At 38.8% G+C, this 25,988-nt stretch carries 22 protein-coding genes; 14 read left to right on the top strand and 8 right to left on the bottom strand.

Features of this window, described 5'->3' with window-relative positions:
- The first annotated feature begins 289 nt into the window (after positions 1–289).
- Positions 290–2,887 carry an ATP-dependent chaperone ClpB gene (gene clpB / locus AC0IWT_RS01040; RefSeq protein WP_471795595.1) on the top strand — a complete coding sequence of 866 codons (2,598 nt, stop codon included), beginning with the start codon at positions 290–292 and terminating at the stop codon, positions 2,885–2,887.
- An 83-nt stretch (positions 2,888–2,970) separates the two neighbouring features.
- Here clpB and AC0IWT_RS01035 read toward each other — a convergent pair whose 3' ends face one another.
- Positions 2,971–3,210, bottom strand: a complete 240-nt coding sequence (locus tag AC0IWT_RS01035) for a hypothetical protein (protein WP_471795594.1) — start codon at positions 3,208–3,210, stop codon at positions 2,971–2,973.
- 59 nt (positions 3,211–3,269) lie between these two features.
- On the opposite strand from AC0IWT_RS01035, the gene AC0IWT_RS01030 reads away from it, so the two are divergent.
- Both AC0IWT_RS01030 and AC0IWT_RS01025 read left to right on the top strand, forming a co-directional pair.
- Positions 3,270–3,824, top strand: a complete 555-nt coding sequence (locus tag AC0IWT_RS01030; protein WP_471795593.1) for an NADPH-dependent FMN reductase — start codon at positions 3,270–3,272, stop codon at positions 3,822–3,824.
- 372 nt (positions 3,825–4,196) lie between these two features.
- Complete coding sequence (locus tag AC0IWT_RS01025) at positions 4,197–4,799, top strand: outer membrane beta-barrel protein (protein WP_471795592.1); 603 nt, start codon at positions 4,197–4,199, stop codon at positions 4,797–4,799.
- A 207-nt stretch (positions 4,800–5,006) separates the two neighbouring features.
- Here the strand turns inward: AC0IWT_RS01025 and AC0IWT_RS01020 are convergent, their stop codons facing one another.
- Together AC0IWT_RS01020 and AC0IWT_RS01015 are read right to left on the bottom strand one after the other, a co-directional pair.
- Positions 5,007–6,659, bottom strand: a complete 1,653-nt coding sequence (locus AC0IWT_RS01020) for a M28 family metallopeptidase (protein ID WP_471795591.1) — start codon at positions 6,657–6,659, stop codon at positions 5,007–5,009.
- Positions 6,660–6,904: 245 nt separating this feature from the next.
- Entirely contained in the window at positions 6,905–9,412 is a 2,508-nt protein-coding gene (locus AC0IWT_RS01015) for a S9 family peptidase (protein ID WP_471795590.1), read from the bottom strand.
- A 176-nt stretch (positions 9,413–9,588) separates the two neighbouring features.
- Between AC0IWT_RS01015 and AC0IWT_RS01010 the strand changes: the two genes are divergently transcribed.
- The 4 genes from AC0IWT_RS01010 (at position 9,589) to AC0IWT_RS00995 (ending at position 13,996) form a co-directional block, all read left to right on the top strand.
- Positions 9,589–10,467: a polysaccharide deacetylase family protein gene (locus AC0IWT_RS01010; protein WP_471795589.1), complete on the top strand. Its 879-nt coding sequence runs from the start codon at positions 9,589–9,591 to the stop codon at positions 10,465–10,467.
- Positions 10,468–10,529: 62 nt separating this feature from the next.
- Complete coding sequence (locus tag AC0IWT_RS01005) at positions 10,530–11,891, top strand: M1 family aminopeptidase (protein WP_471795588.1); 1,362 nt, start codon at positions 10,530–10,532, stop codon at positions 11,889–11,891.
- 12 nt (positions 11,892–11,903) lie between these two features.
- Complete coding sequence (locus AC0IWT_RS01000; protein ID WP_471795587.1) at positions 11,904–12,791, top strand: polysaccharide deacetylase family protein; 888 nt, start codon at positions 11,904–11,906, stop codon at positions 12,789–12,791.
- 35 nt (positions 12,792–12,826) lie between these two features.
- Positions 12,827–13,996 carry a DUF3298 and DUF4163 domain-containing protein gene (locus AC0IWT_RS00995; protein WP_471795586.1) on the top strand — a complete coding sequence of 390 codons (1,170 nt, stop codon included), beginning with the start codon at positions 12,827–12,829 and terminating at the stop codon, positions 13,994–13,996.
- A 19-nt stretch (positions 13,997–14,015) separates the two neighbouring features.
- Here the strand turns inward: AC0IWT_RS00995 and AC0IWT_RS00990 are convergent, their stop codons facing one another.
- Together AC0IWT_RS00990 and AC0IWT_RS00985 are read right to left on the bottom strand one after the other, a co-directional pair.
- The gene (locus AC0IWT_RS00990; RefSeq protein ID WP_471795585.1) at positions 14,016–14,468 is read right to left on the bottom strand and encodes a 3-oxoacyl-ACP synthase; all 453 of its coding nucleotides are present in this window, start codon (positions 14,466–14,468) and stop codon (positions 14,016–14,018) included.
- 104 nt (positions 14,469–14,572) lie between these two features.
- Positions 14,573–15,145, bottom strand: coding sequence for a nitroreductase family protein (locus AC0IWT_RS00985; RefSeq protein ID WP_471795584.1), 573 nt, complete (start codon positions 15,143–15,145; stop codon positions 14,573–14,575).
- Positions 15,146–15,266: 121 nt separating this feature from the next.
- Here AC0IWT_RS00985 and AC0IWT_RS00980 point away from each other — a divergent pair, with 121 nt between their 5' ends.
- The 6 genes from AC0IWT_RS00980 to AC0IWT_RS00955 all read left to right on the top strand — a co-directional run bounded on the left by AC0IWT_RS00980 (position 15,267) and on the right by AC0IWT_RS00955 (position 20,870).
- A complete protein-coding gene (locus tag AC0IWT_RS00980; RefSeq protein ID WP_157274890.1) occupies positions 15,267–15,410 on the top strand; it encodes a hypothetical protein in 144 nt (47 codons plus the stop codon).
- Positions 15,411–15,706: 296 nt separating this feature from the next.
- Entirely contained in the window at positions 15,707–17,329 is a 1,623-nt protein-coding gene (locus AC0IWT_RS00975; protein WP_471795583.1) for an ABC-F family ATP-binding cassette domain-containing protein, read from the top strand.
- 81 nt (positions 17,330–17,410) lie between these two features.
- The gene (locus AC0IWT_RS00970) at positions 17,411–18,064 is read left to right on the top strand and encodes a hypothetical protein (protein ID WP_471795582.1); all 654 of its coding nucleotides are present in this window, start codon (positions 17,411–17,413) and stop codon (positions 18,062–18,064) included.
- A gap of 108 nt (positions 18,065–18,172) precedes the next feature.
- The gene (locus AC0IWT_RS00965) at positions 18,173–18,877 is read left to right on the top strand and encodes a DUF4397 domain-containing protein (protein WP_471795581.1); all 705 of its coding nucleotides are present in this window, start codon (positions 18,173–18,175) and stop codon (positions 18,875–18,877) included.
- 102 nt (positions 18,878–18,979) lie between these two features.
- Positions 18,980–19,564, top strand: coding sequence for an RNA polymerase sigma factor (locus tag AC0IWT_RS00960; RefSeq protein ID WP_082491496.1), 585 nt, complete (start codon positions 18,980–18,982; stop codon positions 19,562–19,564).
- The gene (locus AC0IWT_RS00955; RefSeq protein ID WP_471795580.1) at positions 19,557–20,870 is read left to right on the top strand and encodes a hypothetical protein; all 1,314 of its coding nucleotides are present in this window, start codon (positions 19,557–19,559) and stop codon (positions 20,868–20,870) included. Before AC0IWT_RS00960 ends, AC0IWT_RS00955 begins: the two co-directional genes overlap by 8 nt.
- 162 nt (positions 20,871–21,032) lie before the next feature.
- Here the strand turns inward: AC0IWT_RS00955 and AC0IWT_RS00950 are convergent, their stop codons facing one another.
- Together AC0IWT_RS00950 and AC0IWT_RS00945 are read right to left on the bottom strand one after the other, a co-directional pair.
- Positions 21,033–21,539: an FKBP-type peptidyl-prolyl cis-trans isomerase gene (locus tag AC0IWT_RS00950; protein ID WP_056870861.1), complete on the bottom strand. Its 507-nt coding sequence runs from the start codon at positions 21,537–21,539 to the stop codon at positions 21,033–21,035.
- Positions 21,540–21,549: 10 nt separating this feature from the next.
- Positions 21,550–23,571 (bottom strand): thioredoxin domain-containing protein, encoded by a 2,022-nt coding sequence (locus AC0IWT_RS00945; protein ID WP_471795579.1) that lies wholly within the window; start codon positions 23,569–23,571, stop codon positions 21,550–21,552.
- Positions 23,572–23,676: 105 nt separating this feature from the next.
- Between AC0IWT_RS00945 and AC0IWT_RS00940 the strand changes: the two genes are divergently transcribed.
- Positions 23,677–24,774: a mandelate racemase/muconate lactonizing enzyme family protein gene (locus tag AC0IWT_RS00940; protein WP_471795578.1), complete on the top strand. Its 1,098-nt coding sequence runs from the start codon at positions 23,677–23,679 to the stop codon at positions 24,772–24,774.
- A gap of 249 nt (positions 24,775–25,023) precedes the next feature.
- Here AC0IWT_RS00940 and AC0IWT_RS00935 read toward each other — a convergent pair whose 3' ends face one another.
- Entirely contained in the window at positions 25,024–25,875 is an 852-nt protein-coding gene (locus tag AC0IWT_RS00935) for a glycoside hydrolase family 25 protein (RefSeq protein ID WP_471795577.1), read from the bottom strand.
- Positions 25,876–25,988: the final 113 nt, after the last annotated feature.

The following is a 25,988-nucleotide window of genomic DNA, read 5'->3' as shown; positions in this document are numbered from 1 at the left end:
GTTCCCAATCGATTATAAAAAAAAGCATTTGCCTTCTGGCAGATGCTTTTTTTTGTGCATTATCTTTTTTGCGTTACAAGATGCAGGAGTTTATACAGTGGAATTGATTTTTGCTACCTTCAATAAACGATTTTTCATTTCGAATATCCGCATCCAAAAAATACGCCAAATTTTCAGCACAAACTACTAGCTATCAGTATTTTAGTCAGTCTGTAATGTTTTGGGCAGACAAAATTTCCGATCGTAAAAGTAAAACTGCTATGGCATCTGTTTTGATTAAAACGGTTATATGAACTTCAACAATTATACAATAAAAGCCCAGGAAGCAATTCAACAGGCTTCTGAGATAGCCCAAGGCAACCAGCAACAGGCTATTGAAACGGCACACCTGCTTAAAGGTTTGCTTACTGTTGATGAAAACGTGGTTTCTTATGTGTTAAAGAAACTGAATGTTAACCTTAACTTATTAAATCAAAATCTAGATACAGAAATTTCGAGGTTCCCGAAAGTAAGCGGAAGTAATGTCTATTTGTCATCAAACACAAATAATGTACTTCAAAAGGCACAGTCATTTTTAAAAGAATTTAAAGATGAGTTTGTATCCGTGGAACATTTGCTGTTAGGTATTTTAGCCGTTAATGATAGTACATCAAAATTACTGAAAGAACAGGGCGTTAACGAAAAAGACCTTAAAAAAGCCATTACCGAGCTACGCGGCGATAATCGCGTAACCGACCAAAATGCGGAGGCAACGTATCAGGCTTTAGGAAAATATGCACGTAATTTAAATGAGTATGCCGAGAGTGGTAAGTTAGATCCGGTAATCGGACGTGATGAGGAAATCCGACGTGTTATTCAGATTTTATCTCGCAGAACTAAGAACAATCCGATACTAATTGGCGAACCTGGCGTTGGTAAAACCGCGATTGCAGAGGGAATTGCCTTTAGAATTATTAAAGGTGATGTACCTGAAAATTTGAAGAGCAAAACTGTTTATTCATTGGATATGGGCGCTTTAATTGCCGGTGCGAAATATAAAGGTGAATTTGAAGAGCGTCTAAAAGCTGTAGTAAAAGAGGTTACGCAAAGTGATGGCGATATTGTGCTGTTTATCGATGAAATACACACTTTAGTTGGCGCTGGCGGTGGAGAAGGTGCCATGGACGCCGCGAATATTTTAAAGCCTGCCTTAGCCCGTGGCGAATTACGTGCTATAGGCGCAACTACGCTAGATGAGTACCAAAAATATTTAGAGAAGGACAAAGCGCTCGAACGCCGTTTCCAAAAGGTAATGGTTGAAGAGCCTGATACTCAGGATGCAATTTCTATTCTTCGTGGGCTAAAAGAACGCTATGAAACCCACCACAAAGTTAGGATTAAAGACGAGGCTATAATCGCTGCAGTTGAGATGAGTCAGCGGTACATTTCTGACCGCTTTTTGCCGGATAAGGCTATCGATTTGATGGATGAAGCTGCTTCAAAACTGCGCATGGAAATGGACAGCGTGCCAGAAAATGTTGACGCTCTTGACCGTGAGATTATGCGGCTTGAAATTGAACGTGAAGCGATAAAACGGGAAAAGGACGATAAAAAAGTAAAAGAACTTTCAGAGGATATTGCAAACCTTTCAGCAGAACGCGATGAGTTGAAAGCAAAATGGCAAAGCGAAAAGAGTTTGGTTGATAACCTGAACAGGCAAATGGAGCTCATTGAGCAGTATAAACTTGAAGCTGAACAGGCTGAACGAGCCGGAGATTATGGCAAGGTTGCCGAAATCAGGTACGGAAAAATTAAAGAGGCTCAAGACACTTTTGAAAAGCTCAAAGTAGATTTGGAAAATCAGCAGAGCGATAGCAGAATGCTGAAAGAGGAAGTAACTGCCGATGATATTGCAGGCGTAGTGGGCCGCTGGACTGGCATTCCTGTTACAAAACTGATCGCCAGTGAAAGAGAAAAACTGCTCAACCTGGAGGCAGAATTGCATCAGCGGGTTGCTGGTCAGGATGAAGCTATAGAGGCCATTTCAGATGCCATCCGTCGCTCTCGTGCAGGCTTGCAGGATAAGCGGAAACCAATCGGTTCCTTCATCTTTTTAGGTACAACCGGCGTGGGTAAAACCGAGCTGGCAAAAGCACTGGCTGAGTTTTTATTTAACGATGAAAATGCGCTAACCAGAATCGACATGAGTGAATACCAGGAACGCCATGCAGTTTCACGCCTGATTGGTGCGCCTCCAGGATACGTGGGCTACGATGAAGGCGGACAATTGACAGAAGCCGTTAGGCGTAAACCATATTCTGTTGTTCTGCTTGATGAGATTGAAAAAGCGCATCCGGATGTTTTTAATATTTTATTGCAGGTTTTAGACGATAGCCGCTTAACTGACAACAAAGGTAGAACGGTGAATTTCAAAAATACGATCATCATCATGACCTCGAACATTGGTGCACACTTAATTCAGGATAACTTTAAAGATTTGCGTGATGAAAACAGAGACGAAGTAATCGCGAAAACCAAAAACGAACTGTTTGAGGTATTGAAGCAAACAATTCGGCCCGAGTTTTTAAATCGAATTGATGAACTGATAATGTTTACACCGCTAAACCGCAACGAAATTAGAGATATTGTTGCTTTGCAATTTAAACAGGTACAGCAAACACTTGCGGAAATGGGTATTGAAATGGATGCCAGTGATGAAGCCTTAGATTGGCTGGCACAATTGGGTTACGACCCTCAATTTGGTGCAAGGCCTTTGAAAAGGGTGATTCAAAAACGTATTTTAAACGAGTTATCTAAAGAAATACTTGCCGGAAAAGTTGATAAGGATAGTAAGATTAAACTGGATATGTTTGATCACAACTTCGTTTTCCTTAATCAAAACGCATAAGTTCAAATAAATGATTTGTAAAGAGGCTGTTGACAAACGGCCTCTTTTTTTTTTAACTTAAAATATGGCGATAACAAAACTTTCTATAGCCCAAAATATACTGCTGTAACCAGGTATAGTGCAAAACCCGATTTTCGGTCAACTATATATTGGAACCCTAACGCGTTGACGAATGAAGCCGGACTTGCCAGCTTTGTTTCCTTTTCTGCAGATAAGAAAGAAGTTACACCGTCTGGATTGAGGGTCCAGACATGGCAGGTAATCTCGGTTACAAAACCATGAAGATTGAAATAAAATGAATCCCGAATCTTAAAAAACCCCATTTGCTAAGTCACAAGCCTTACCAGTCCAAACATTTTCACCATGTGCTGGTTTATTCTAAATGGAAAATAAAAAAATTGTTGGTCTATGTGGTAGCCTGAGAAAAGGATCATATAATGCAATGCTATTAAAGTTAGCTGGCACTTTGCTCCCACAAGATGTTGATTTCGAAATTATTTCATTCGATGACATTCCGGTTTACAATGCAGATATAGACATTCCTGAGGTACCAGAACGCCCGGAAAGCGTTGTCAGATTTCGAAATGAGCTTGCAAAAGCCAGTGCGTTCATAATAGTTTCTCCAGAATACAACTATTCTATCCCCGGCGGATTAAAAAACGCGATAGATTGGGCCAGCCGTGGTAAAGATTCTCCGCTAATGCACAAGCCGGTGGCCGTAATGGGCGCTACACAGGGTATGTGGGGAACAGTAAGAATGCAAGCCGCATTTCTGCCGGTATTTACTTTCTTGAACATGAATCCGGTTTTACAACCTGAAGTTCTAGTTGCCCAGGCACAAAATAAATTCGATGAAAAAGGCAACCTGACTGATGAAGCCGCAGTTGGAATTATAAAAAAGAAACTCGAAAACTTGCTGTCGGCCTGCAAAGTATAATTTAATTAACCTCGATACATGCCCGAATTTAAAAGTAGAGATGGTCTTAAATGTTCCATCTCTACTTCCCACCTACTCCTAAAGTGCGTCAGTTTTTCAGGAAAAACGACTGACAACAATGCCCGAAAACTGCAATTGCCAATCTGGCATACCGATAAAGTTAATCGCTCGATTAATTTTTAGTCACCATAAAATAATATTGATTTAACACCAAATTTTTATCTGTTTACTAATAAGGAACTTAACCTTAAACTGATTTTTTAATGACTTAAATAAAGTTTTTTGGCACAAGTGTTGACTTTTAGGCGAATATAGTCAGAAATTAAAAAAGTAAAATCTGACTAATTTTTAAACAAATAAATATTAAAAAAAATGAAAAAACTATTATTATCGTTAGTAGCCGTTGCAGGTTTAGTTTATGGTGCAAATGCACAAACAGAAAAAGGAAAAGTGATTTTAGGTGGTAGTGTTGGCTTCAGCTCTTCAAAAGTTGAAGGTGCTGCGAAATCAGATGTTAGCTTCAATATTATTCCAAGTGCTGGTTTTTTTGTAGCTGATAATTTTGCTATTGGTACAGGCGTTGGCTATAGATACGACAAACAAGTAAGTGGTTTAAATCAGAATGAAGCTTTCGTAGTTGCGCCTTTCGGTCGTTATTATGTTGGTTTATCAGATCAATTCAAGTTTTTCGGCCAGTTATCGGTTCCTATGGCTTTCGGTTCTAACAAAGTAGTTGCCCCAAATGGTGATACAGGTGCTAAAGTTGGATCTACTACGTCTATCGGTGTTAATGTAGCACCAGGTTTTGCTTTCTTTCCTACTAAAAGAATCGGCATCGAAGTTTCCGTTAATGGTTTAGGTTACCAAAACTTCCAGATTAAAAATGAAGCAACCGGAAATAAAGTTACTACAAACTCTTTCGGTTTAGAGGCTGATACTTTTGCGCCAAAATTAGGAGTGATGTTCCACTTCTAAGCATTAGAAATTCTGGTTACAAGCCACAGATTTGCAGTTGCTTAATCAATCTGCAAATCTGTGGCTTTATCATTTAAAAGCATTTGAGCAGTACTTAGGGTTTACCAGACGAAACTTTTTAAGCGCACACAAACTTTGGGTTCGCGGGTTCTGCACCTCGGCCAAAATGATGGCCTGTCTTTGCGAAACCCTTTTAGCAAATCGAAATTATTCCTTTTCTCTTATCTTTTTGAACTCCGAGCCATCTTTCCATTTCGGGTATGTGCTTTCATTGCTTAACCGATAACCCATATCAAAAAGCAGGCGAACATCTTCAACTATGCCAGATAAATCCCATGTTTTTGCATCAAAATTATCTTGCGGCGAGTGGTAACGGTTTTTAGTAAAATCGGCTACCTGCTTTAGTCCCCAAGCCCTTCCATTAACGATGTTATCCACTCCGGAACCGGTAAATAATGACGGAACGCCAACCTTTGCCAGATTAAAATGGTCGGAGCGATAATATAAACCTGACGATGGAACTGGATCTGGAACCAATACCCGATTCTGTTTCCTGGCAGAAACTGCGGCATAATCTTCCAACTCTGATTGTCCGTAGCCATAAACGACAATATCTTTTGTTTTTCCGGCAAGCCCCATCATGTCCATATTAATATTGGCAACAGTTTTCGCCAATGGAAAAGCGGGATGTTTGGCGTAATATTCAGAACCAAGCAAACCTTGCTCCTCTGCTGTGTAGGAAATAAACAGGATTGTTCTGGCTGGGTTCTTCGGCAATTTTTTAAAAGCCGAAGCAATCTCAAATAAGGAAGCTACACCCGTCGCATTGTCAACCGCTCCGTTGTAAATTGAATCGCCCTGAACTTTTTCGCCAACGCCTAAATGGTCCCAGTGCGCAGAATAAATAATCGCTTCATCTTTAAGCTTATTTCCTGGAATGGAAGCCAGCACATTGTAGGTAATTGATTTTTTAATTTTGTTTTTCACTGTTAATGAGGTTGTCAATTTCAAATCTACTGCCTTAAAATCTTTTCTACGGGCCTTTGTAACCAGGGCGTCGAAAGATTGTCCGCCCAATGCGAATAGTTTTTTCGCCACATCCAAGCCGATCCAACCTTCCACAACGGTTCTGTTCATGCCATTATCTTCCGATTGTAACTGAAGTTTTGATTTAGACCAGCCGCTGCGCACCACCGTCCACGGGTAAGCTGCAGGCTCTGTATCGTGGATAATTAGAACGCCCGCGGCGCCCTGTCTTGATGCTTCTTCAAATTTGTAAGTCCAGCGACCGTAGTAAGTCATATTCTTACCCTTAAACAAAGTCGAGTCGGCAAAACCGGGGTCATTTATCAAAACCACAACTGTTTTACCTTTCACATTCAGATTTTTGTAATCGTTCCAACCGTATTCTGGTGCAACAATTCCGTAGCCCGCAAAAACCAAAGGCGAATTTTTAATGCTCACTTCATCCTGCACGCGACGTGAACCGGCTACAAATTCGGTAAGGTAGTTTAAAAAGTGTTCTTTCGAACCCGCCTTTACAATCATCCTGTCATCAGGGGTAGACTTAATCTCTACCATTGGCACTTCCTGGAAAAAGCTATCGCCATTGCCTGGGTTTAAGCCCAATTTCTCAAATTCTGATTTTAAATAATTTATTGTTTTCGTTTCGCCAGCCGTAAATGGCTTTCTGCCTGTCAAACTATCAGCGGCAATAACCGATAGATATTTTGTGATGCTTGAGTCGTTTATAGCCTTAATGGCGGAGGAATCAGGACCATTAGCCGTAGTTTCTGCAGATTGTTTGCACGCAGAAAAACAAACAGCGAGCGCAGATAGGTAAAATATGCTTTTCTTCATAAAATTTGATTTGACTTGTAATTTATGAATTTTTTAAGAATTTGGATTTACATCACCAATTCGATTTGTCTATTTCCGATGTGATCATATTTATCCTTATAAGCTATTATCCACCGATAAGGAATGTTCAGTTCTCCGCTTACCGGAAATTAAGATTTCGCTGTAGCTATGTAAAACGACAATGGCCCGCATAAATGCAAGCCATTGTAAACAATTGCCTTTAAAATAGGCATCAAAACCTTTAGTTACTTTCCATTCTGCTCGATATCTCTATCCATTTCGACTAAATCCACATCGCTTGGGTCAGAGAAATCACCGATTAGGTATTTATTAAAATGGTCGGCAAGTTTCCAGAAAGCATATTCAGTTAAATCGCCATAAGCATGGCGCTGCCCTGGCACGATAAGCATATCAAAACGTTTTCCTGCTTTAATTAAAGCATTTGCCACACGTATCGTGTTTGCCGGGTGAACGTTATTATCCACATCGCCGGTCATCAAAAGCAAATGCCCTTTTAAGTTTTTAGCTAAATCCGGGTTCTTTTCAATATTATATTTAAAGGTGGTATCCCCTTTCGGACTAATAATCTCTTTAACGCCATGATGTTTTTCGCTCCACCAGCGATTGTAAATACTGTTATCATGGTTTCCCGAATTACTAACCGCAGCTTTAAAGAAATCCGGATAAACTAACATGGCTGCTGTAGACATAAAACCACCACCAGAATGGCCGGTAATGCCGACTTTATTATCATCAATAAACGGATACTTTGCCGCAAGTTGTTCAACAGCGGTTTTCTTATCTGCCAATCCATAATCGCGAAGGTTTCCGTAGCCATAGGTATGGTACCATTTAGAGCGGGATGGATTGCCCCCCCGGTTACCGACAGTGATTACAATGTAGCCAAACTGAGCCAAACGCTCCGTACGATCCATGCTTTTGCTAAAAGCTTTATTTACAGCTTCTGTTTGTGGGCCAGGATAAACATACTCAATAATTGGGTACTTTTTAGTCGGGTCGAAATCAAATGGCTTATACATTACACCATATAAATCGGTTACGCCATCATCTGCTTTCACTTTAAAAGGTTCAGGAAATTTATAGCCCGATGCCATCAATAAAGACAAATCGGTTGTTTCAAGGTCCATTACTTTCTTGCCGTTTCTATCGTACACGGTTGATTTTGGCGCTGTGTTAACCCTCGAATAATTATCAACAAAAAAAGTATTATTGTCGTTCAGGCTCGATGCATGGTCGAAATCGCCGGCGTTAAGCAATTTCATGTTCGAACCATCAAAATTGATGCTGTACAAGTGCAGGTAATACGGGTCTTCCTTCCCTTCCCGACCGTTGGCGGTGAAATACAATACTCGATTTTTCTCGTCGATATTTACAATGCTTTCGCAATGGAATGAACCTTTGGTTATCTGATTTTTAAGTTTACCATCACCATCAAACAAGTAAAAATGCGCCCATCCATCGCGTTCGCTCCAGTGAATTAATTCTTTACCATCATTAACCAGACCCGGCCTGTTTACTTCAACGTAGGTATTAAAGCGTTCATCAATTAAAGGCGTAACTTTGCCCGTAGCAATTTCGACGGTACCAATGTCAATTCGTTTTAAATCACGGCTGGTGCGTGAAAAATAAAATTTGCTGTCATTTCCCAGCCAAACCGATGGACGAAACTCATTATCTCTATCTTTAGCCAGGGATGGTTTGCTCCAGACAGAAATACTTTGGTCTTTAAAAGCCGAAACATTTAATTTTTTGTAAGATTTAGCTGCAAAATCAAAAAGCAAAACTTCATCCTGAGGTGCTTCCGCTTCTCCTGGCATTTGGTATTTGTAAGTTTCTAAAGTGGGGCGGCCTGGCGTTACACTATTTATAACCCATAAATCTTTTACCTTACGGGAATCGGTTCTGTCTAAAACAAAATATTTTGAATTTGGCGACCATAAAACATAAGCACCTCTACGTTTTTTATTATTTTTCTCGTTTTCAACATTATTTTCGCCATCACCATCGCTTCCGTAAGAATAAAACTTAACGCCATCTTTCGTTAGCTGATGCTCTACAATGGTACTGTCATCTTCATTTTTAACAGCCTTTTTATAATTTTCCTTATCCATCCAATACAAATTGTAATTGCGTGAAAAGACAATTGCCGAAGAATCTGGAGCAACTGAGCCCCACATTGGCTTTGGTTTTGGCTTGCTAAAATTTGGAATCTCGCTGACTTTGGCGGTTGCTAAATCATATTTAAACGAATAGATTTTCTTCTGCATCGAATCTGCAGCTTTTTTATCCTTTCTATCCTTTTTAAGCTCTTCAATGGTGCTCTTTACTTCAAAGGTGATGCTTTTTTCATCAGCGGCAAATTTCAAATTCTCGAGTGGCAAATGTTCCGCATCAAAAGGATCGCGAACAATCAGCGTAATCTCAGCGGCAAGCTGAGCGTTATCAAACATCAGCTTTTTTGATTTCACTGCCGGATCTACTAAATACCAGAATTTGCCTTTCGGACTTTCGAACGTATACCAAAACCTGTTACTAAGTTTCAGCCAGTGGGGATCTACCGAAGTTGAGTAAACCATTTTCTTTAATTTATTCGGCGAAAACCTCGATGCGAGCTGGTAATTTGCTTTCGGTTGTGCTGCTACGTTTTCAGTTATTGTAAAGGTTTTGGTTTGTGCGGCAACTGCAAACGATAAAAGTTGTGCACATAAAACGAGTTTGTAAAATTTATTCATTAATGCCTGGTTTTTGAGCTGACTAAATTATTCAATTAACTGCAATGGGGTGCATTAAACATGTAATAAATGCGATAGTTTATCAAAAAAACCGTCGCCTGAAATAGTTATCAACAAGAATATATTTAGCTATTAATTTTTGATAGAATTTTTAGTTTTGTACGAAATACTTATTTATGAAATTCAATTTTTTAACGATTTTTTCGGCTTGTTTAATTTTATTTGCAGGCTGCCAATCTAAATCGCAGCCCAATGGCGAAAATACCACAGATTCTACAGCGCAAACTGCCCAAAACGGACAAACAGCGGTTAGCAAAATAGATGTGTCTAAAATTAAAGTGGCAGATGCGAAAACAATTTTAGCAAGAAAGCAGGTTCCGATTTTATGTTATCATCAAGTAAGAAACTGGAAACCTACAGATGGCAAAGTAGGTAAAGATTATATCGTCGAAATTCAGAATTTTAAAGATCAGATGAAGATGCTTGCTGATAGCGGTTACCATACCATTTTGCCAGACCAGCTTTATGCATACTTAAATACCGGTGCCGCGTTACCAAGTAAGCCAATTATGCTAACTTTTGATGATACTGATGAAGATCAGTTTACAATTGTTCGCCCAACACTAAGTAAACTCGGTTATAAAGCAGTTTATTTTATCATGACTGTTTCTATCGGCAGAAAAGGAAAGTTCGTTAACTATATGAATAAGGAGCAAATTAAGCAACTTTCTGATGAAGGAAATGTGATTGGTTCGCATACTTATGACCACAAAAACTTCAAAAAATACGCTGGAAAAGATTGGGAAGAACAGTTAGATAAGCCCACTAAAAAACTGGAAGAAATGACAGGCAAAAAGATGACCGAATTTGCTTATCCATTCGGTTTATGGAATGCAGAAGGAATACCAGAACTAAAGAAACGTGGTTTTAGAATGGCATACCAATTATCGACTAAACGCGATGAAAAGGATCCGCTCTTCACAATTCGCAGAATTATTGCAAGCGGTTACTGGAGCCCTAAAACGTTAAGCAACAGCATAAAAAATAGTTTTTAAAACACCGCAAAACCTCGATATTTATCGGGGTTTTGTTTTTTTAACTTTCCAGAATAAACTTCATGAAAAAAATTTTAACGTTTTTAATTTTAGTTTCCGCTTCCTTTTTGCTTAAAGCACAAGGGCCACATTTAAGTGGAAAAGTTGAGGTTGTAATGGCAACAGGGCAGATTACCTGCGATTTTGTTTTGAGCAACATTCCCGATATGGGAAAAGACTATCAAATCCTATTAAACAAGGGTTTCAATGTAAAAGCAATTAAAGATTCACTTAACAACACTATCAGTTACGACGGCTTTTATAATGGCAAAATGCGTGGCGAAGGGTTAACATACATTCCGCAAAACGGAAATGATGTATTGCAAAACCCGAAAAAGCTGCATATAAGTTATACAGGAGCGTTTCCAATTTATACCGATACATTAAACTTTGTTGATTTTAAAGGGCTAATTGCTTTCAATGGAAAAACCCTTCGAGCTACTGACCAATCCAAATGGTATCCAATCATTTACGATATTAAAAATGACAGGCAAATTGAGCAAATGACTTTTGATATTGAAGTAACGAGCAAAGATTCGAAAACCATTTTCGTAAATGGCGATTTGCCAAAAACTGGGCCAGTTGCCAGGTTTAAATCTGCAATCGCCGTTGCGCCACTGCTTTTTGCAGGCGATTATGGCATACAAAAAACGAACAATGCGCTGTTTTTAAATACAGCAATGAGTGATAAGCAACTCGCTGTATTTGAGGAAAATATTGCAGAGATTAAGGCGTACTATTCTAAAGCTCTAAAAATCCCTTACGATACAAAAAATGTATTTATAGAACATTCGCCTGTAGAAAAATTTAACAAGGGTCGCAGCTGGGGCTTTGTTTCCTTTCCTGTAATTGCATTTGCTGGCCTAAAGCTCGGCGATATGGTTGATGAGGAACATTCAAAACTGAAAGATTCTACTAATTATCCTTTCATTGCCCATGAAATCGGGCATTATTATTTCGGCAACGTGTTACAGCCAAACGCTACTTTATTCTGGTTCTTTCTGGAATCAACCGCCGAGTACCTTTCGGTTAAGGCCGCCGAAGAAAAATTCGGTAAACCCTTTGCCGCTAAATATTTTCAGAGCAGGGCTAAACAACTTAAAGATTTTAAAGCAATTCCATTGAATCAGATTAAGGATATGAACAGCATTTCAGGAACCTACAGGTATACTTATGGGCCATTTTTATTGAGAGGTTTGGAACAGATGATTGGCGAGAAACGAATGTTTAAGTTCTTAAATACCTGCTTAACAACTAAAAACGAGTTAACAGATTATGATTTTTTCAAGCGCAATGCACTAAAATCCGGCATCAGTAAAGCCGAATGGGATACTTATGAGAAAGACTATATTTTAGTTGAAAACGCAGTATCTTTAATTAAATAAATACTCAAAAATTTGAACCTAGATCTAAAATCAAAACCTCATACCCTACTCTCAATTGCACTTTTTGGAATTTTTTTAACGGCGTGTTCTGGCAGGGCTGCGAAAAGCAATGGCTCAGATAATGCCGTAGCGAAAGTCAACATTGCGGATTCGACCCAGGTCCGTGCTAAACCGGCAGACAATAAAACGATATTGGCCCGACGCGAAGTCCCGGTTTTGTGCTACCATCAAATTAGAAACAACATTGCCAGCGACAGCAAAAGAGCGCACGATGATATTATTAGTCCGAATAAATTTAAAGACCACATTAAAATGCTGGCAGATAGCGGCTACCACAGCATCTTACCTGCTCAACTCTTCGACTATTTGGTTTATGGCGCTAAATTGCCTCAAAAACCCATAATGATCACGTTTGATGATACGGATGAGGATCAATTTACTACTGGCGCCACGACATTAAAAAAATACGGCTTCAAAGGTGTTTATTTTATCATGACGGTCTCAATCGGTAGAAAAGGCAGAATTAACTACATGACTAAAGCACAGATTAAGCAACTATCTGACGAAGGAAATACGATTGCAAGTCACACTTACGACCATAAAAATTTCGCTCAGTTTAATGATGATGACTGGACAAAACAGATAGACGAACCCACTAAAAAACTTGAAGAAATAACTGGTAAGAAGGTTGAATACTTTGCTTTTCCTTATGGTGTTTTTAAATCTTCAGCATTGCATAAGCTGAAAGAACACGGCTTTAAAGCCGCCTTTATTTTATCGACAGCAAGAGACGAAAATTTCCCTTTATTTACTGTTAGGAGAATTATTGATCCGGGAAGGTATACAGCAAAAAACCTCTATTACAGCATTAATAAGAGCTTTAATAAAACAAAATCATAGTTTAAGTGTAAGATACTAAGCGAACTCCCAATTTTATGAAAAACCCGATCCTGGCCTCACTTTTCTTGCTTCTGTTTTTTGCCGCCTGCAATAATCGCGACGGCAAGAGCACCAAAACTGAAAAATCAGTTAATACGAAAAAGCCAAATGCTGCTTTAACCGAAAACTTTTATAAGCGCTTGGAAGGTACAATTGCGGGCAAAACCGTTGTCATGCATTTGCAAAAGCTTAACGGCGAAGTAGATGGTAATTACTACTACAATGGCTCATGGTTAAACCTAATGGTTGACACCCTGATTGGAAAGGACAGTCTTGTTTTCTCAGAGCATAGTTTTAACGATTACTATTTTAATGAGAATGGAAACCAGGCTAAGTTATCGCTTAAATGGACGGGAAATGGCTTTAAAGGGAATTGGGTGAGTGGTGACAAGGCCAAAACCTATCCTGTTTTATTGGAAGAAAAATACCCCGAAGGGAGTTATGAATTTACGACGGGTATTTTCAAGGACTCGGTAAAGGCATTTGCTGATAAGGCAAAATCACCGGTTGCAGAAATAGGATTTGAATACTTAAAAGCAAAGGCCAACACCGAACAAGTCAGCTGGCTGGACAATCAGCTTAAACGAATTTCGGGAATTAAAAAAGGAAATGTAACGAGAGAGATTGCTTTCAGGGAAATTGCGGATGCCTATTTCGATGATTACAAAAATGAGGTTATTGAAGAAGAAAAAAATAATTCTGACCGTGGTTTTCTGGGGTGGATGAACTACACGGACGACAGCCAGCAAACTATTGTTTACAATGATCGTGGCTTTGTGGTTATCGATTTTCTTGCAGATGCTTATACGGGTGGCGCTCATGGAAATTACAGCAGCACAATGTATTGTCTGGATGTGGAAAATAAAAAACAGATGGTGTTAAGCGATGTAGTAAAAATAGATTCTAATACGCTTCAATCTATATTAGAAAAAAATCTTCGCAAGCAGTATAATATTAAGCCGGGAGAAAAGATAAGCACGGTGCTGTTTGATGATTTTTTAAAGCCAAATAACAACTTCTATTTCAACAATAACGGACTTGCATTCATGTACAACCCTTACGAAATTGCAAGTTATGCCCAGGGCCAGATTGTAATATTTATCCCTTTTACTGAACTTAAGCCATATGTGGTGCCCGCTTTCGCATCTAGAATTGGCCTTAAGTAAATAAGAAAGTTTATAACAGCTATAAAATTTCTTTCAATAGATAAACTTTCCCGTTAAAGCTGAATTGTTCGCCTACGTGCTTGCCAATAAAAGCCTTGCCAATTGGCGACGCCTGTGATACTGCGAAATAAATCTGATTATCTAGCTTTAATTCGCCTGCGCTAATGCTAATGTAAAAATTTCCGCTTGGTGTTAAAACCAAACTACCGTTTTTAACCTCTCCAGCAGCCTCGACATTTTCCAGCTGTTGCAACGCAATTTTTTGTTGTCCGGCTTCATATAGTAGCTTACTATTTCTATCCATTTCCTGCTGCATCATTTCGCGGGTAGTTTCATACTTATCGCCAGCACTGCTTTTTGTATCATCGTTTGATGCCTGCCGGGCTTGTAGAAGGGCATATTCAATGTTCTCTATCCTATTCTGAATGAAAGTTGCGCAAAGCTGGAAAAGTTGAGATTTTAAGTTAGACATATGTTATGGCAAATACCTGAAATAATGATGAATGGATTTTGAATTGTATTACTAAGCGCACGAGCCTTTAATTCTTGCAGAAGCAAATATGAGCTATTATGAGACTACTCTTCAATCCACTTTACTTTTTCTTCTATTGGCGTGCGATTTGGCTGCCAGGGTTTTTCGTTGTGATAGCCCATGTAAAAAAGCCCAATACATTTTTCGCTTTCACCTAAATTTAAAAACCCACCTAAATTATCGATTAGAGGAGGTGAGCTCCAATAAGCACCGACCTTTAAACTTTCTGCGGTTAAAGCCATATTTTGAACGGCACACGATACAGCGGCCAATTCTTCCCACTCTGGTATTTTGCCGCTCAACTGCATATTGATGGCAATTATACAATCTGCCTGACTTGTTTTTTCGCCAAAGCTATCGAACTTTTTTTGCAGAAACTGTTGCGGAGACACATGCTGTTTGTACAAGTTACCTAGCGCTTCGCCGAGCCTGGCCAAGCCACCTTTTCTTATAACCGTAAAACGCCAGGGTTGTGTTAGTTTATGCGTCGGGGCATAGTTTGCAGTTTCCAGAATCTGTTTTATTACCTCAACCGGGATTTCTTTCTTTATATAACTGGCCGGAAAAATACTGCGGCGTTCTTTTATAACTTGTGATAAGATTTCATAATTGCTCATGGTGTAAAAATAGCGAAAAGGTGAAAGATAAAGCTAAATGCCCAAATCAAAATTGCTAAAACATCAGGCTTTTGACTTTTTTATGTCTAGATATTTTGTGCTTAAATTTCTTGGTGTTGAAATGAACATTTTCATTGTGATGATGCAGGCGTCGATGAACAGGCTAATTGCTAATTTTTTAAATGAACATTATTCGTCTGCTGAAGCAGACGCAATGAATAGGAAGTTGGATAAGCAAATAGCCAGTTCATTGCCTTGGTTTTAATCAACGGCGCTAATGAAAAATCCAAAGTGGTTTTTGCCAACAATGCGCCTGGGTTTTTAAGCTCTGCGTGCCTTGAGGATACTTTGTTAAATAAACCCGATTGAAATGAAATACTTTTTGAAGCAGTTACTTACGTGCTTCCGCCTATTTTCACTAAAAAGATTGAATTGAAAGCGGGACTACAGAAACAATGAAACAGAAACGCTCATTTTCAAATTCTTAATGGTACAGGTTTTAGCTTCTATCTTTCTACCCTCAACCTTTTTGCCTATCTTTGCGGCTTATTTCTATTTAATATGATTTCAGTTTCTAATTTATCATTACGATACGGCAAACGCACTTTATTTGAAGATGTTAACCTTAAATTTACGCAAGGCAATTGCTATGGCGTAATTGGAGCTAATGGCGCAGGTAAGTCTACATTCCTAAAAATCTTATCGGGCGAGGTGAATCAAACTTCTGGCAGTGTGGCTTTTACGCCTGGTGAAAGGATGGCTGTTTTAAAGCAAAACCATTACGAATTTGATGAGTTTTCGGTATTAGAAACGGTGATGATTGGCCATAAGGAGCTTTACGCGATTATGAAAGAAAAAGACGCCATTTACATGAAAGAAGATTTTACCGAGAAAGATGGTGAACGTGCCGGAGAACTTGAAAATCTTTTCGCTGAAATGGACGGCTGGAACATGGAAAGTAATGCTGCTACCATGCTTAGCAACCTGGGTATTACAGAAGATAATCATTACAAACTGTTAAAAGAGCTTGATAATACGCAAAAAGTAAGGGTGTTATTGGCCCAGGCTTTGTTTGGTAATCCGGATATTTTGTTACTGGATGAGCCAACCAACGATTTGGACATTGAAACGATTGCATGGCTGGAAAACTTTTTGGCCGATTACCAGAATATTGTATTGGTTGTTAGTCACGACAGGCACTTTTTAGATGCAGTGTGTACGCATATTGTGGATATCGACTTCGCGAAAATGAGTATTTACACGGGTAACTACACATTCTGGTACGAATCTAGTCAGTTAGCGTTGAAACAACGTAGCGACCAGAATAAAAAGATGGAGGATAAAGTGAAGGAGCTACAGGAATTTATACGCAGATTTAGTGCGAATGCATCGAAATCCAAGCAGGCAACTTCACGTAAAAAAGCCCTTGATAAAATCGACATTACTGAAATTAAGGCCTCGAGCCGTAAATACCCGGCAATTATTTTTAACAATACCGGCCGTGAGGCGGGCGACCAGATTTTACAGGTAGAAAACCTGGGCAAATCTGGCAATGATGGAATTTTGTTCGACAAGGTTACTTTTATGGTAAACAAGGGCGATAAAATTGCAGTTTTGTCTCAAAATAGTTTAGCAACGGCAGCATTTTACGATGTTTTAACTGGTAGAACGCCTGCAGATAAAGGCGAATTTAAATGGGGCGTTACCATTAGTACGGCGGATATTCCGAATGATAACTCAGAATATTTTGCCGGCAAGGACGAAAATTTGGTTGATTGGTTGAGGGAATATTCAGGTACAGATGCCGATGAGCAATTTGTACGGAGCTTTTTAGGCCGGATGTTATTTTCTGGCGAGGAAGTACTGAAGAATGTAAAAGTACTCTCGGGGGGCGAAAAAATGCGTTGTATGTTCTCTAGAATGATGTTGCAGCAGGCAAATTTGTTGATGTTTGATGAACCAACGAATCACCTTGATTTGGAATCTATTGAAGCGTTAAATAACGGTATGAAAGATTTTAAAGGTGCAATCTTATTCACTTCACGAGATCACCAGTTAACAGAAACTGTTGCAAATAGAATTATCGAGATTACCCCAAAAGGTACAATAGATAAACTAATGACATATGATGAATACATTAACAATGCTGATGTTGCAAAACTCCGCGAGGAAATGTACGCTTAAAACATTTGGCGAAATATATTTTGAAAAGCGTTTTGATATTACATCAAAACGCTTTTTCTTTATATAACTAATCTCAATCCCTTGAAAACGCTCCACTTACTCTTCTTGTTATTAATATGCTTTTCTGCAAACGCACAAAAAAGCGATTCTACCAGAACTTATTACAAAATAATTAGAGGAACCATTGAACATGCTACTGAATTAAAATCTAAAAGATACGTTAGAAATGGCGCCGCTGAAATAAGCTCGGGGCGAAAAATTATTGCCTCTGGTTTATACAAAGACGACTTACGCTACGGACGATGGAGCTTTTTCAATGCTAAAGACAGCTTGGAGCAAGTTTATAATTATACAACTAAAAAGGTTGAATTCAATTTGAGGGATAAACATTTATCTTATTATATTGATTCATTAAAAACTGGAGACAAAGTAATTTACCCCATAAAAATAGGTGGCGTAAATTATGCCATGTACTACTTACTTAACGTATTTAAAGTTCCGTACGAGCTGAGAAGGTCGTTAGGCAATTATGATTTGTTTTACATTTTCAGTTTGGATGAAACTGGTAAGCTCATCAAGTTTGAAACAAAAATTGCATCCCTCAATTACAATAAAATCGACATAGTAGATCTTGCTAAGCTTAGAGCGGAAGATCTAGAATTTGCCCCTGCAGTACTAAACGGCAAAAAAGTGGCAAGCACAATCGTTTACGAAAGTAAAATTATTGTAGAATAGATAAATTTTGAATTTTAATGTAGCGTTTCTAAAGCCATGCCCGTTTTATCCAAAAATTGTTAATGGCCATTTACCAGTTTTATTCGAAAATTGATTTAAAACATTAAAATGAAAACTGCTTTGAAAAACTTTAAAACAACTGCTAAAAGTATATTTGCGCTCCTTGCTGTTACCTTATTTCTTTCTGCCTGCAAAAAAGATTGGGGCGATTCGAATTCTATAACGGTTGCCGGAATTGGTTTTGTTCATGCATCGCCTGGAACAGGTGCTTTAGATTTTATTGTAGATAATCAACGGGCCAACAATAGAGAATTTAAGTACACAAATGATTTAGGTTACTTTGGCGCTTACCCAGGTACACGCTTATTCGGCATTGCGAAAAAAGATTCGGTAAAATACCTTTCAACCACTAACGTAAATTTACAATCGGGTTTTTTCTACTCTGCATTTGTTATCGATGTGTTGCCATCGCCAAAAATTCTGGTAATTCAGGATGATTTAACTGCGCCTGCAACAGGAAAAGCAAAGATTAGGTTCATCAATTTAAGTCCTGATGCACCAGCATTGGATTTAGCAGTAGAAGGAAATGCTACTGCTTTAGTAACCGGAAAAGCTTATAAAGAAACTTCTCCTTTCATTTCAATCGATCCTGCAGCTGCCTATACTTTCCAAATTAAAGAAAGCAACAATGTAACGGCTACTTTGCCTGCAACCAAAATTGAGGCTGGAAAAATTTACACCTTATGGGCAAAGGGCCTGAAGAGCAAAACAGATAGCACAAAATTCGGACTATCGATACTTACGAACAAATAACACCTACATATGAAACGAATTTGGCACCATCTTTAAATCAGATGGTGTCATTTTCATTAAATTTGAATCGCAATAAGCTAATCTCTATTAAGTTCGCAAAGGTTGATAAAAAAAATACTCAGCATTGAGGAAATTATAAAAGGCTGCCAGAAGAACGATAACAGCTGTAAAGAAATGATGTACAAATCATTTTACGGCTACCTGATGGGTATTGTTTTGCGATATGTTAACAATAGTTATGATGGCGAAGAGCTTGTTAATGATTGTTTCATAAAAATTTTTAAAAATATTGAAGGCTTTCAACCGCCAAATAATCCTGCAGATTTACATAAAACCTTTAAGGGTTGGATTGCCAAAATTGCTTCAAGAACGGCAATTGATAAACTCCGTACGCTAAAAAATCAATCATATGTTGATGATTTATCAGAAAGTGAACATCCGGTTAGCACGGTTTCGGTAACGTCTGATTTAGATGTTCAGGATATTTTAAAGTTGTTAAATAACCTGCCAGATACGCAGAGGCTGGTTTTTAACCTTTATGAAATTGAAGGATTTGCCCATGATGAGATTTCGAAAATGATGAATATACCCGAAAGTTCGAGTAGAGTGTATTTGACCCGGGCAAAAAATAAGCTGCGAACCTTGTATTTGAAAACACTGGTTAATTCGTATGAGAAAAATGGATAAAGAATTAATTGACCATATAAAACATAACCTTCAGGCGCATGAAGAAACCTACACCCCTGGTGCTTGGGAGCGTTTTAATGTGCCCGAAGAAAAAAAGAAAAGAGGTATCATTTACTGGCCTCTATGGTCTGCGGCTGCAATAATTTTGGTTGTTACGGCTTTCTTTGTCCTGCGTAAGCAAAATTCCAATCACACGAATCAAATCGTAAAAAATTCTAAATCCTTCCCTAACCAACAAGGGAATCCCCAAGTAGACAAATCGTTAGAAAAGGTTGCCACTGGCGATTTAACTAAGGCTTCGGTTCAGGTGGAAAAAAACAATTTAACTAGGTCGCGGAAACCGGACGTTATTGAAAACAATAATTCAGATGACGAGAAACTGCTTGCTGTAAGAAAAACAGGTCATGCGCTCGAGGCATACCAAAGTAAAATATCCGATAATAACTTTACCGGAAATGAGGTAGCAAGTCAGTCAAAGTTGTCCGGTATTATTTACTCAGAAAAAATTGCATCCAATTCTAAGATCAAACTAGTTCTAATCAATGTGGAGAAGAAAAAAATGCCGCAGTCTAAACTGACTTTCGAACAACTTTTAGAACAAGACAGCCATCGCGACAATATTGCCAAGACCTCGAAAAATAAAGCCATAACAAAGTGGGAGCCTGGCCTTTTTGTTGCGCCATCAATTGGGAACGATAATAAAGTAAATATGAATTATGGGTTTTCGTTATCTTACAATCTTGCCGACAAATTATCGATAAGTTCTGGAATTGCCTACGGAGCGTTAAGCACGACAACAAATCCTTCGGCCAGTAGCGAAAGCCTGAATGATGGCGCTGCAAATGCTCCGTCGGCTGCGAAGGCGGTTGCATATGTTAGCGCATCCAAAAGTTTGGAATCTATTAATGCAAATGTGCGGGGGATTAATATTCCTTTAGAATTGAAATATAACATAAGCAGTAAACTCTATACTGGCATCGGGGTATCTGCACTTGCCATTACCAACAATAAACAAAACAATAATTACGTGGTTAGCAGTGCCCGGAATACAGCAGTGGCAAATACTTTTGGGGTTACAGAACAAAAAATGCTTATCGTTACAGAAAGAGTTTCTGAAGCACCAACAGAAACGAACGCTACCGACAAATTGATTGGCTTTTACAACTTCTCTTTAGGTTACAAGCAAAAAATTTCAAAGAAGAATAACTTTGCGGTCGAGCCGTTTTTGCGGCTACCGATGAAAACGTTTTCTACCGATAAACTTAATCTCACCAATGGTGGTATTAAATTGAAGTTCGATTTTTAAAGGTGATACCAGTTTGGATGTATTAATGGATTTTTATTTCTTGGTTGAAGAAAGTGGACATTAAGAAAACGCAAACCATCGTAAAGGAAAGCAATAAAGTACTGTAAATAAAAAAGCCTCAGAAACTAATCTGAGGCTCATTATATTTTGTTGCAAATGCTACTAATGACCTGAATGACCATCAGCACCATGTGCATGACCATGTGCCAACTCATCTTGTGTTGCCTCGCGAACGTTAAGAATAGTTCCGGCAAACATTAAGTTTTTACCAGCCATTGGGTGGTTTAAATCAACAGCTACAGTTTCATCGTGAACGGCAGTCACACCTGCTCTAAACTGGTTTCCCTGGTTATCTTGCAAAGGAATAACGTCTCCAACGTTTGGAACTTCGCCACCAGCTTCGGTAAACATCGATTTTGGTAAGTCGGCGAAAGCACCAGGATCTAATTCTCCATAACCATCAGCAGCAGATAATTCGAAACCATACTCATCGCCGGTTTTTAAACCAGTTAAATGTTCTTCGAATTTAGGCAACATCATGCCAACGCCATATAAAAATACTAAAGGATTTTGCTCATCAGCTTTTTCAACAAAAACTTGTTGTCCTTCTTCGTTAGTAGTGTGCAGTTCATAAGTTAATGCAACTACTGAGTTTGGTGAAATATTCATTCAGATTTTTTTATTGTAAATACTCTAATGCTTCCTCAACAGTTTTAACCGGCAACTGGCATACTTTATTTCGGCAAATATAAACTTTTGTTTCATCGCTTTGCTTACCTTTTAACAAGGGTAAGTTACTTTTTGTTCCGCCTAATGTAATTTTATTTGGAATATAATAATTGCTCAGTTCCAGCTTAACCAGGTCGGTTTCTAAACCTGTTAAGGCAATTTCATTCAATCCATAAACCTCATTAAGCAGCTGAACCGCCCAATTGGAATAAGCAGAGCCATAGGTTTTTATCTTCGGATGTACAACGGCAAGCATTTCTGACGCTTTTTCATGGTAATTTTCCAAATCGAAAAGCAAACCCAATTTTTTTAGGTTTTGAGCCATTACAGAATTTGCCGCCGGAATTACATTATCCATTATTTCGTGCTTGCGGGCTATTAAACTTTCACTCTCTGCGGAGGTGTAAAAAAACATAGGCGAATCTTCATCCGAGAAATTAGCCAGCACATAATCTGCAAAGTTTTTCGCTTCCTCCAACCATCTTTCATCAAAATCATATTCGTACAGCGCAATTAACGCGTCAATTAGAAAGGCATAATCATCCAAAAATCCTGTAATAGAAGCCTTTCCATTTTTATAGTTTCGATACAACCCACCATTGGGTGCTTTTAAATTATTGAGTAAAAAATCTGCTGCTTTTGCTGCACCCCGATGATACAGATCATGATTTAGTACCGTGGCAGCATCCGCCAAGCCTTTTATCATCATTGCATTCCAGGCAGTTAAGCACTTATCATCAAGGCCGGGCCTAATTCTTTTAGTTCTTTTCTCAAGTAGTTTTGCCGTTGCTGATTTTACCTTATCGTAAAGTGCCTCAGCATCGATGCCATACTTTGCAATTAAATCATCATCGAGGATGGTTTTCCTGAGGATATTTGTCTGCTCCTCTTCCCAGTTGCCATCTTCGGTAACATTATAATATTCGCCAATTAATGAGGCATCATCACCTAAAACATCATCAAATTCGGCCTTGTTCCACACATAAAATTTACCTTCAACCCCTTCACTATCCGCATCAAGTGCCGAATAAAACAACCCTTCAGCTGAAGTCATTTCATTGAAAACCCAGTCGATGGTTTCCACTAGTGTTTGTTTAAAGGAATCAAACTTGGTACATTGATAAGCTTCAGCATACAAGCTTATCAGCTGCGCATTGTCGTAAAGCATTTTTTCGAAATGCGGCACGTGCCATTTGTCATCAACGGAGTAGCGGGCAAAACCACCTCCTATCTGGTCGTAAATTCCTCCGCGACTCATTTCTTCAAGCGTCTGGCAGACGGCAGTAAAAACAGATTCGTCATCTTTAAGGAAACCATAGCGCAGTAAAAAAAGCCAGTTATTTGGCAAGGGAAATTTAGGTGCACGGTTGTAGCCGCCAAAACTAATGTCGAAATGCCGCTTCCAGGGCTCCACTATCTCCGTTAAGTGCTCCTGTGTGTAAACCTCCTTTACATCTACAGCTAATATTTTTTCGCTGTCGCGGATGCCTGATGTCAGGCGTTCAGCATATTCAATTGCCTTTTCCGGTTCATTCGCCCAAAGGTCGGCTACGTTTTCAAGAATATTTATCCAATCATTTTTACGGAAATAAGTGCCGCCATAGATTGGTCGTTGGTCTGGAAGGCAAATGCAATTAAGCGGCCAGCCACCACTTCCAGTCATTAACTGTATGGCATACATGTAAATCTGGTCAATATCCGGGCGCTCTTCCCTATCCACTTTAACGCAAATAAAATGTCTGTTCATAACTTCGGCAACCTCATGATTTTCGAAACATTCACGTTCCATAACATGACACCAATGGCAAGCCGAGTAACCTATACTTACCAAAATTAATTTATTTTCTGCCTTTGCTTTTTCTAGAGCCTGCTGCCCCCACTCGTGCCAATGTACCGGGTTGTAGGCATGTTGCAGTAAATATGGCGACGAAGCATTTATTAAACTGTTCGTTTCTGAATGTACGTTTGACATGTAAATATGATATGAATAATGAAACAATAAAGCTATAAAATATCTACAATGCTAATCTGTTTTAGTTTTGTTTTTATACTTTAGTTCTAAAATTTAAATCGCAAAATGAAAATTACACATACCGAAATTTTTCGCTTTAGTATCCCGATGGAACCCTTTGTTATTGCTACAGGGACGATGCATTTTGCGCAAAATGTGCTGATTAGAATTCATACTGATAGCGGCATTCACGGTATTGGTGAATGCTCAGCCTTCCCGATGATTGTTGGAGAAACGCAGGAAACCTGCATTGCCATGGCTAAGGATTTTGCAGCGATTTTGAAGGGTAAAAATCCTTTGGAAATTCCGGAAAGGATGAATGACCTCCTCGGATATGCCGACCATAATAACACGATTAAAAGTGCTTTTGATATGGCTTTGTTCGATATTGCCGCTAAAGATGCTGGTTTGCCACTATATAAGTTTTTAGGTGGAAACAAGCGCACAATAGAAACTGATATGACCATTGGGATAGACACACCTGAGGGTATGGCTAAAACCGCAATGACTTACAAAGACAAAGGCTGTAGAATTTTAAAAATAAAGCTTGGTAAGCAAGTTCATGAAGACATCGAACGAGTTAAATGTATTCGTGAGGCTGTTGGTGCAGATACAATTTTGAGGCTGGATGCCAACCAGGGATGGAATTTTGACGATGCATTATTTGCTTTAGGACAGCTGGAGCAATATAATATCGAATTTTGTGAACAGCCCATGAGAACATGGTACGATGACAAGCTACCCGAACTGAACGTGAATTCTCCCATTAAACTGATGGCTGATGAGAGCTGTTACAACCATCACGATGCCAGAAAATTAATTAACAGTCAATCTACTTCTTATTTAAATATTAAATTTTCAAAATCGGGCGGAATTTTAGAAGCGCAAAAAATTCATGAGGAGGCCTTGCAGACCGGCGTAAAGTGTATGATTGGAAGTATGCTTGAGAGCCGCATCGCCTTGAGTGCTAACCTCCATTTCGCTCTTGCGAGCCCTAACATTGTATTTTTTGATTTAGACACCGCCCTACTTGGCCATTTAGTAGATCCCGTTGCAGATGGGTTAACTTATAACGGCTATTTTCTTGATGTACCTGACACACCAGGAATCGGCGCAGAAGCAGACGAATTCTTTCTGGAAAAATGCGAAAGCTGGGTAGTTTAGTGTTGGTTTATTTTGTTCATTGGGCATTGGTTCATTAGTTCATTGGCCAATAGTTCATTGGGCATTGGTTCATTAGTTCATTGGGCATTAGTTCATTAGGAATTAGTTCATTTGTTTATTTGCTTAGCGATCTTTAGTTTATTGGAAATTGATTATTGATTGCTGCGCCAGAAAAACTTATGTTAGTGCCGGTGTCATTAAGTGTTGAATGCTTTGACTCGTGAATTATTACAATTTAAAAAATTCAACTTAGCGTACGAGCATTTCAGCTAGTGCAGTGCTATCTCCGTTAAATGCATTAAAATCTACAACATGGCCTATTCCATTGATTTTGGCCTTGTCAGAATGTTGCCAAAACTTCCATCGGCTACGATCTAACCTAAGTTTAGGCTGATAATAATGCGCAATCCAAAGTGGATACTCATCAAAATTATCCTGAAGATAATCTTCGTAAAATTTTAAACCAGTATAAATTATTGGGCGGACTTTAGTTTTAAGTTCTACATAATTTAGAAAATCGGCAAGCTCGGCCCTCATTTTCAAGGGTGAAACACCATCAAGCGTTTCAATGTCGACAACAGGTGGCAAATCTCCTTTCTCGACATTTACAACCTGAAGAAAAAACTTCGCCTGGCTTTTTCCATCGCGTTTAGGTCTGAAAAAGTGATAAGCCCCACAAATTATTCCGGCCTTAGGTGCCTCCCGCCAGTTTCGCTGAAAATATGGATCAACAAGTAAGAGCCCTTCAGTGGCCTTGATAAACGCAAAACGAATGCTCACATCATCATCTTTCATCGATTTAACTTTCTGCCAGTTTATTTTACCCTGATAATAGGAGACATCAATACCATGAATTGAGTATTTTTTTGGGATTTTGATATTGAAGCTTTCGTAAGTTCGGTAATTAGGATCTTGCCCCCAATCTTTAACCCAACGCCAGCTTGCAACAAATCCTTTTACAACGTAGCCGTAATAAAACGGAGAGCATAAAATCAAGATTAACCCGGCAATCGCCACCTTCCATTGCGTCGAAAAAGCTTTTGACTTTTTCTTTCGCACCGGGCTTTTTCTCACAGTTGGTTTCTTTTTTACTGGCGGCATTAAATTGATTTCAGGCACAAATTTGATAAAAAAAATGAATGTTTGAGTTTCCGACCAATTAGTTTTTTATCGACTGCCGTGGAGTAAAGTCTTTTTGTTTTTGGTAATTTCGC

This window comes from Pedobacter sp. AC464, assembly GCF_979253075.1.
The sequence above is the reverse complement of the archived record's forward strand: the minus strand, read 5'-3'. Positions and strand labels throughout refer to the sequence as shown.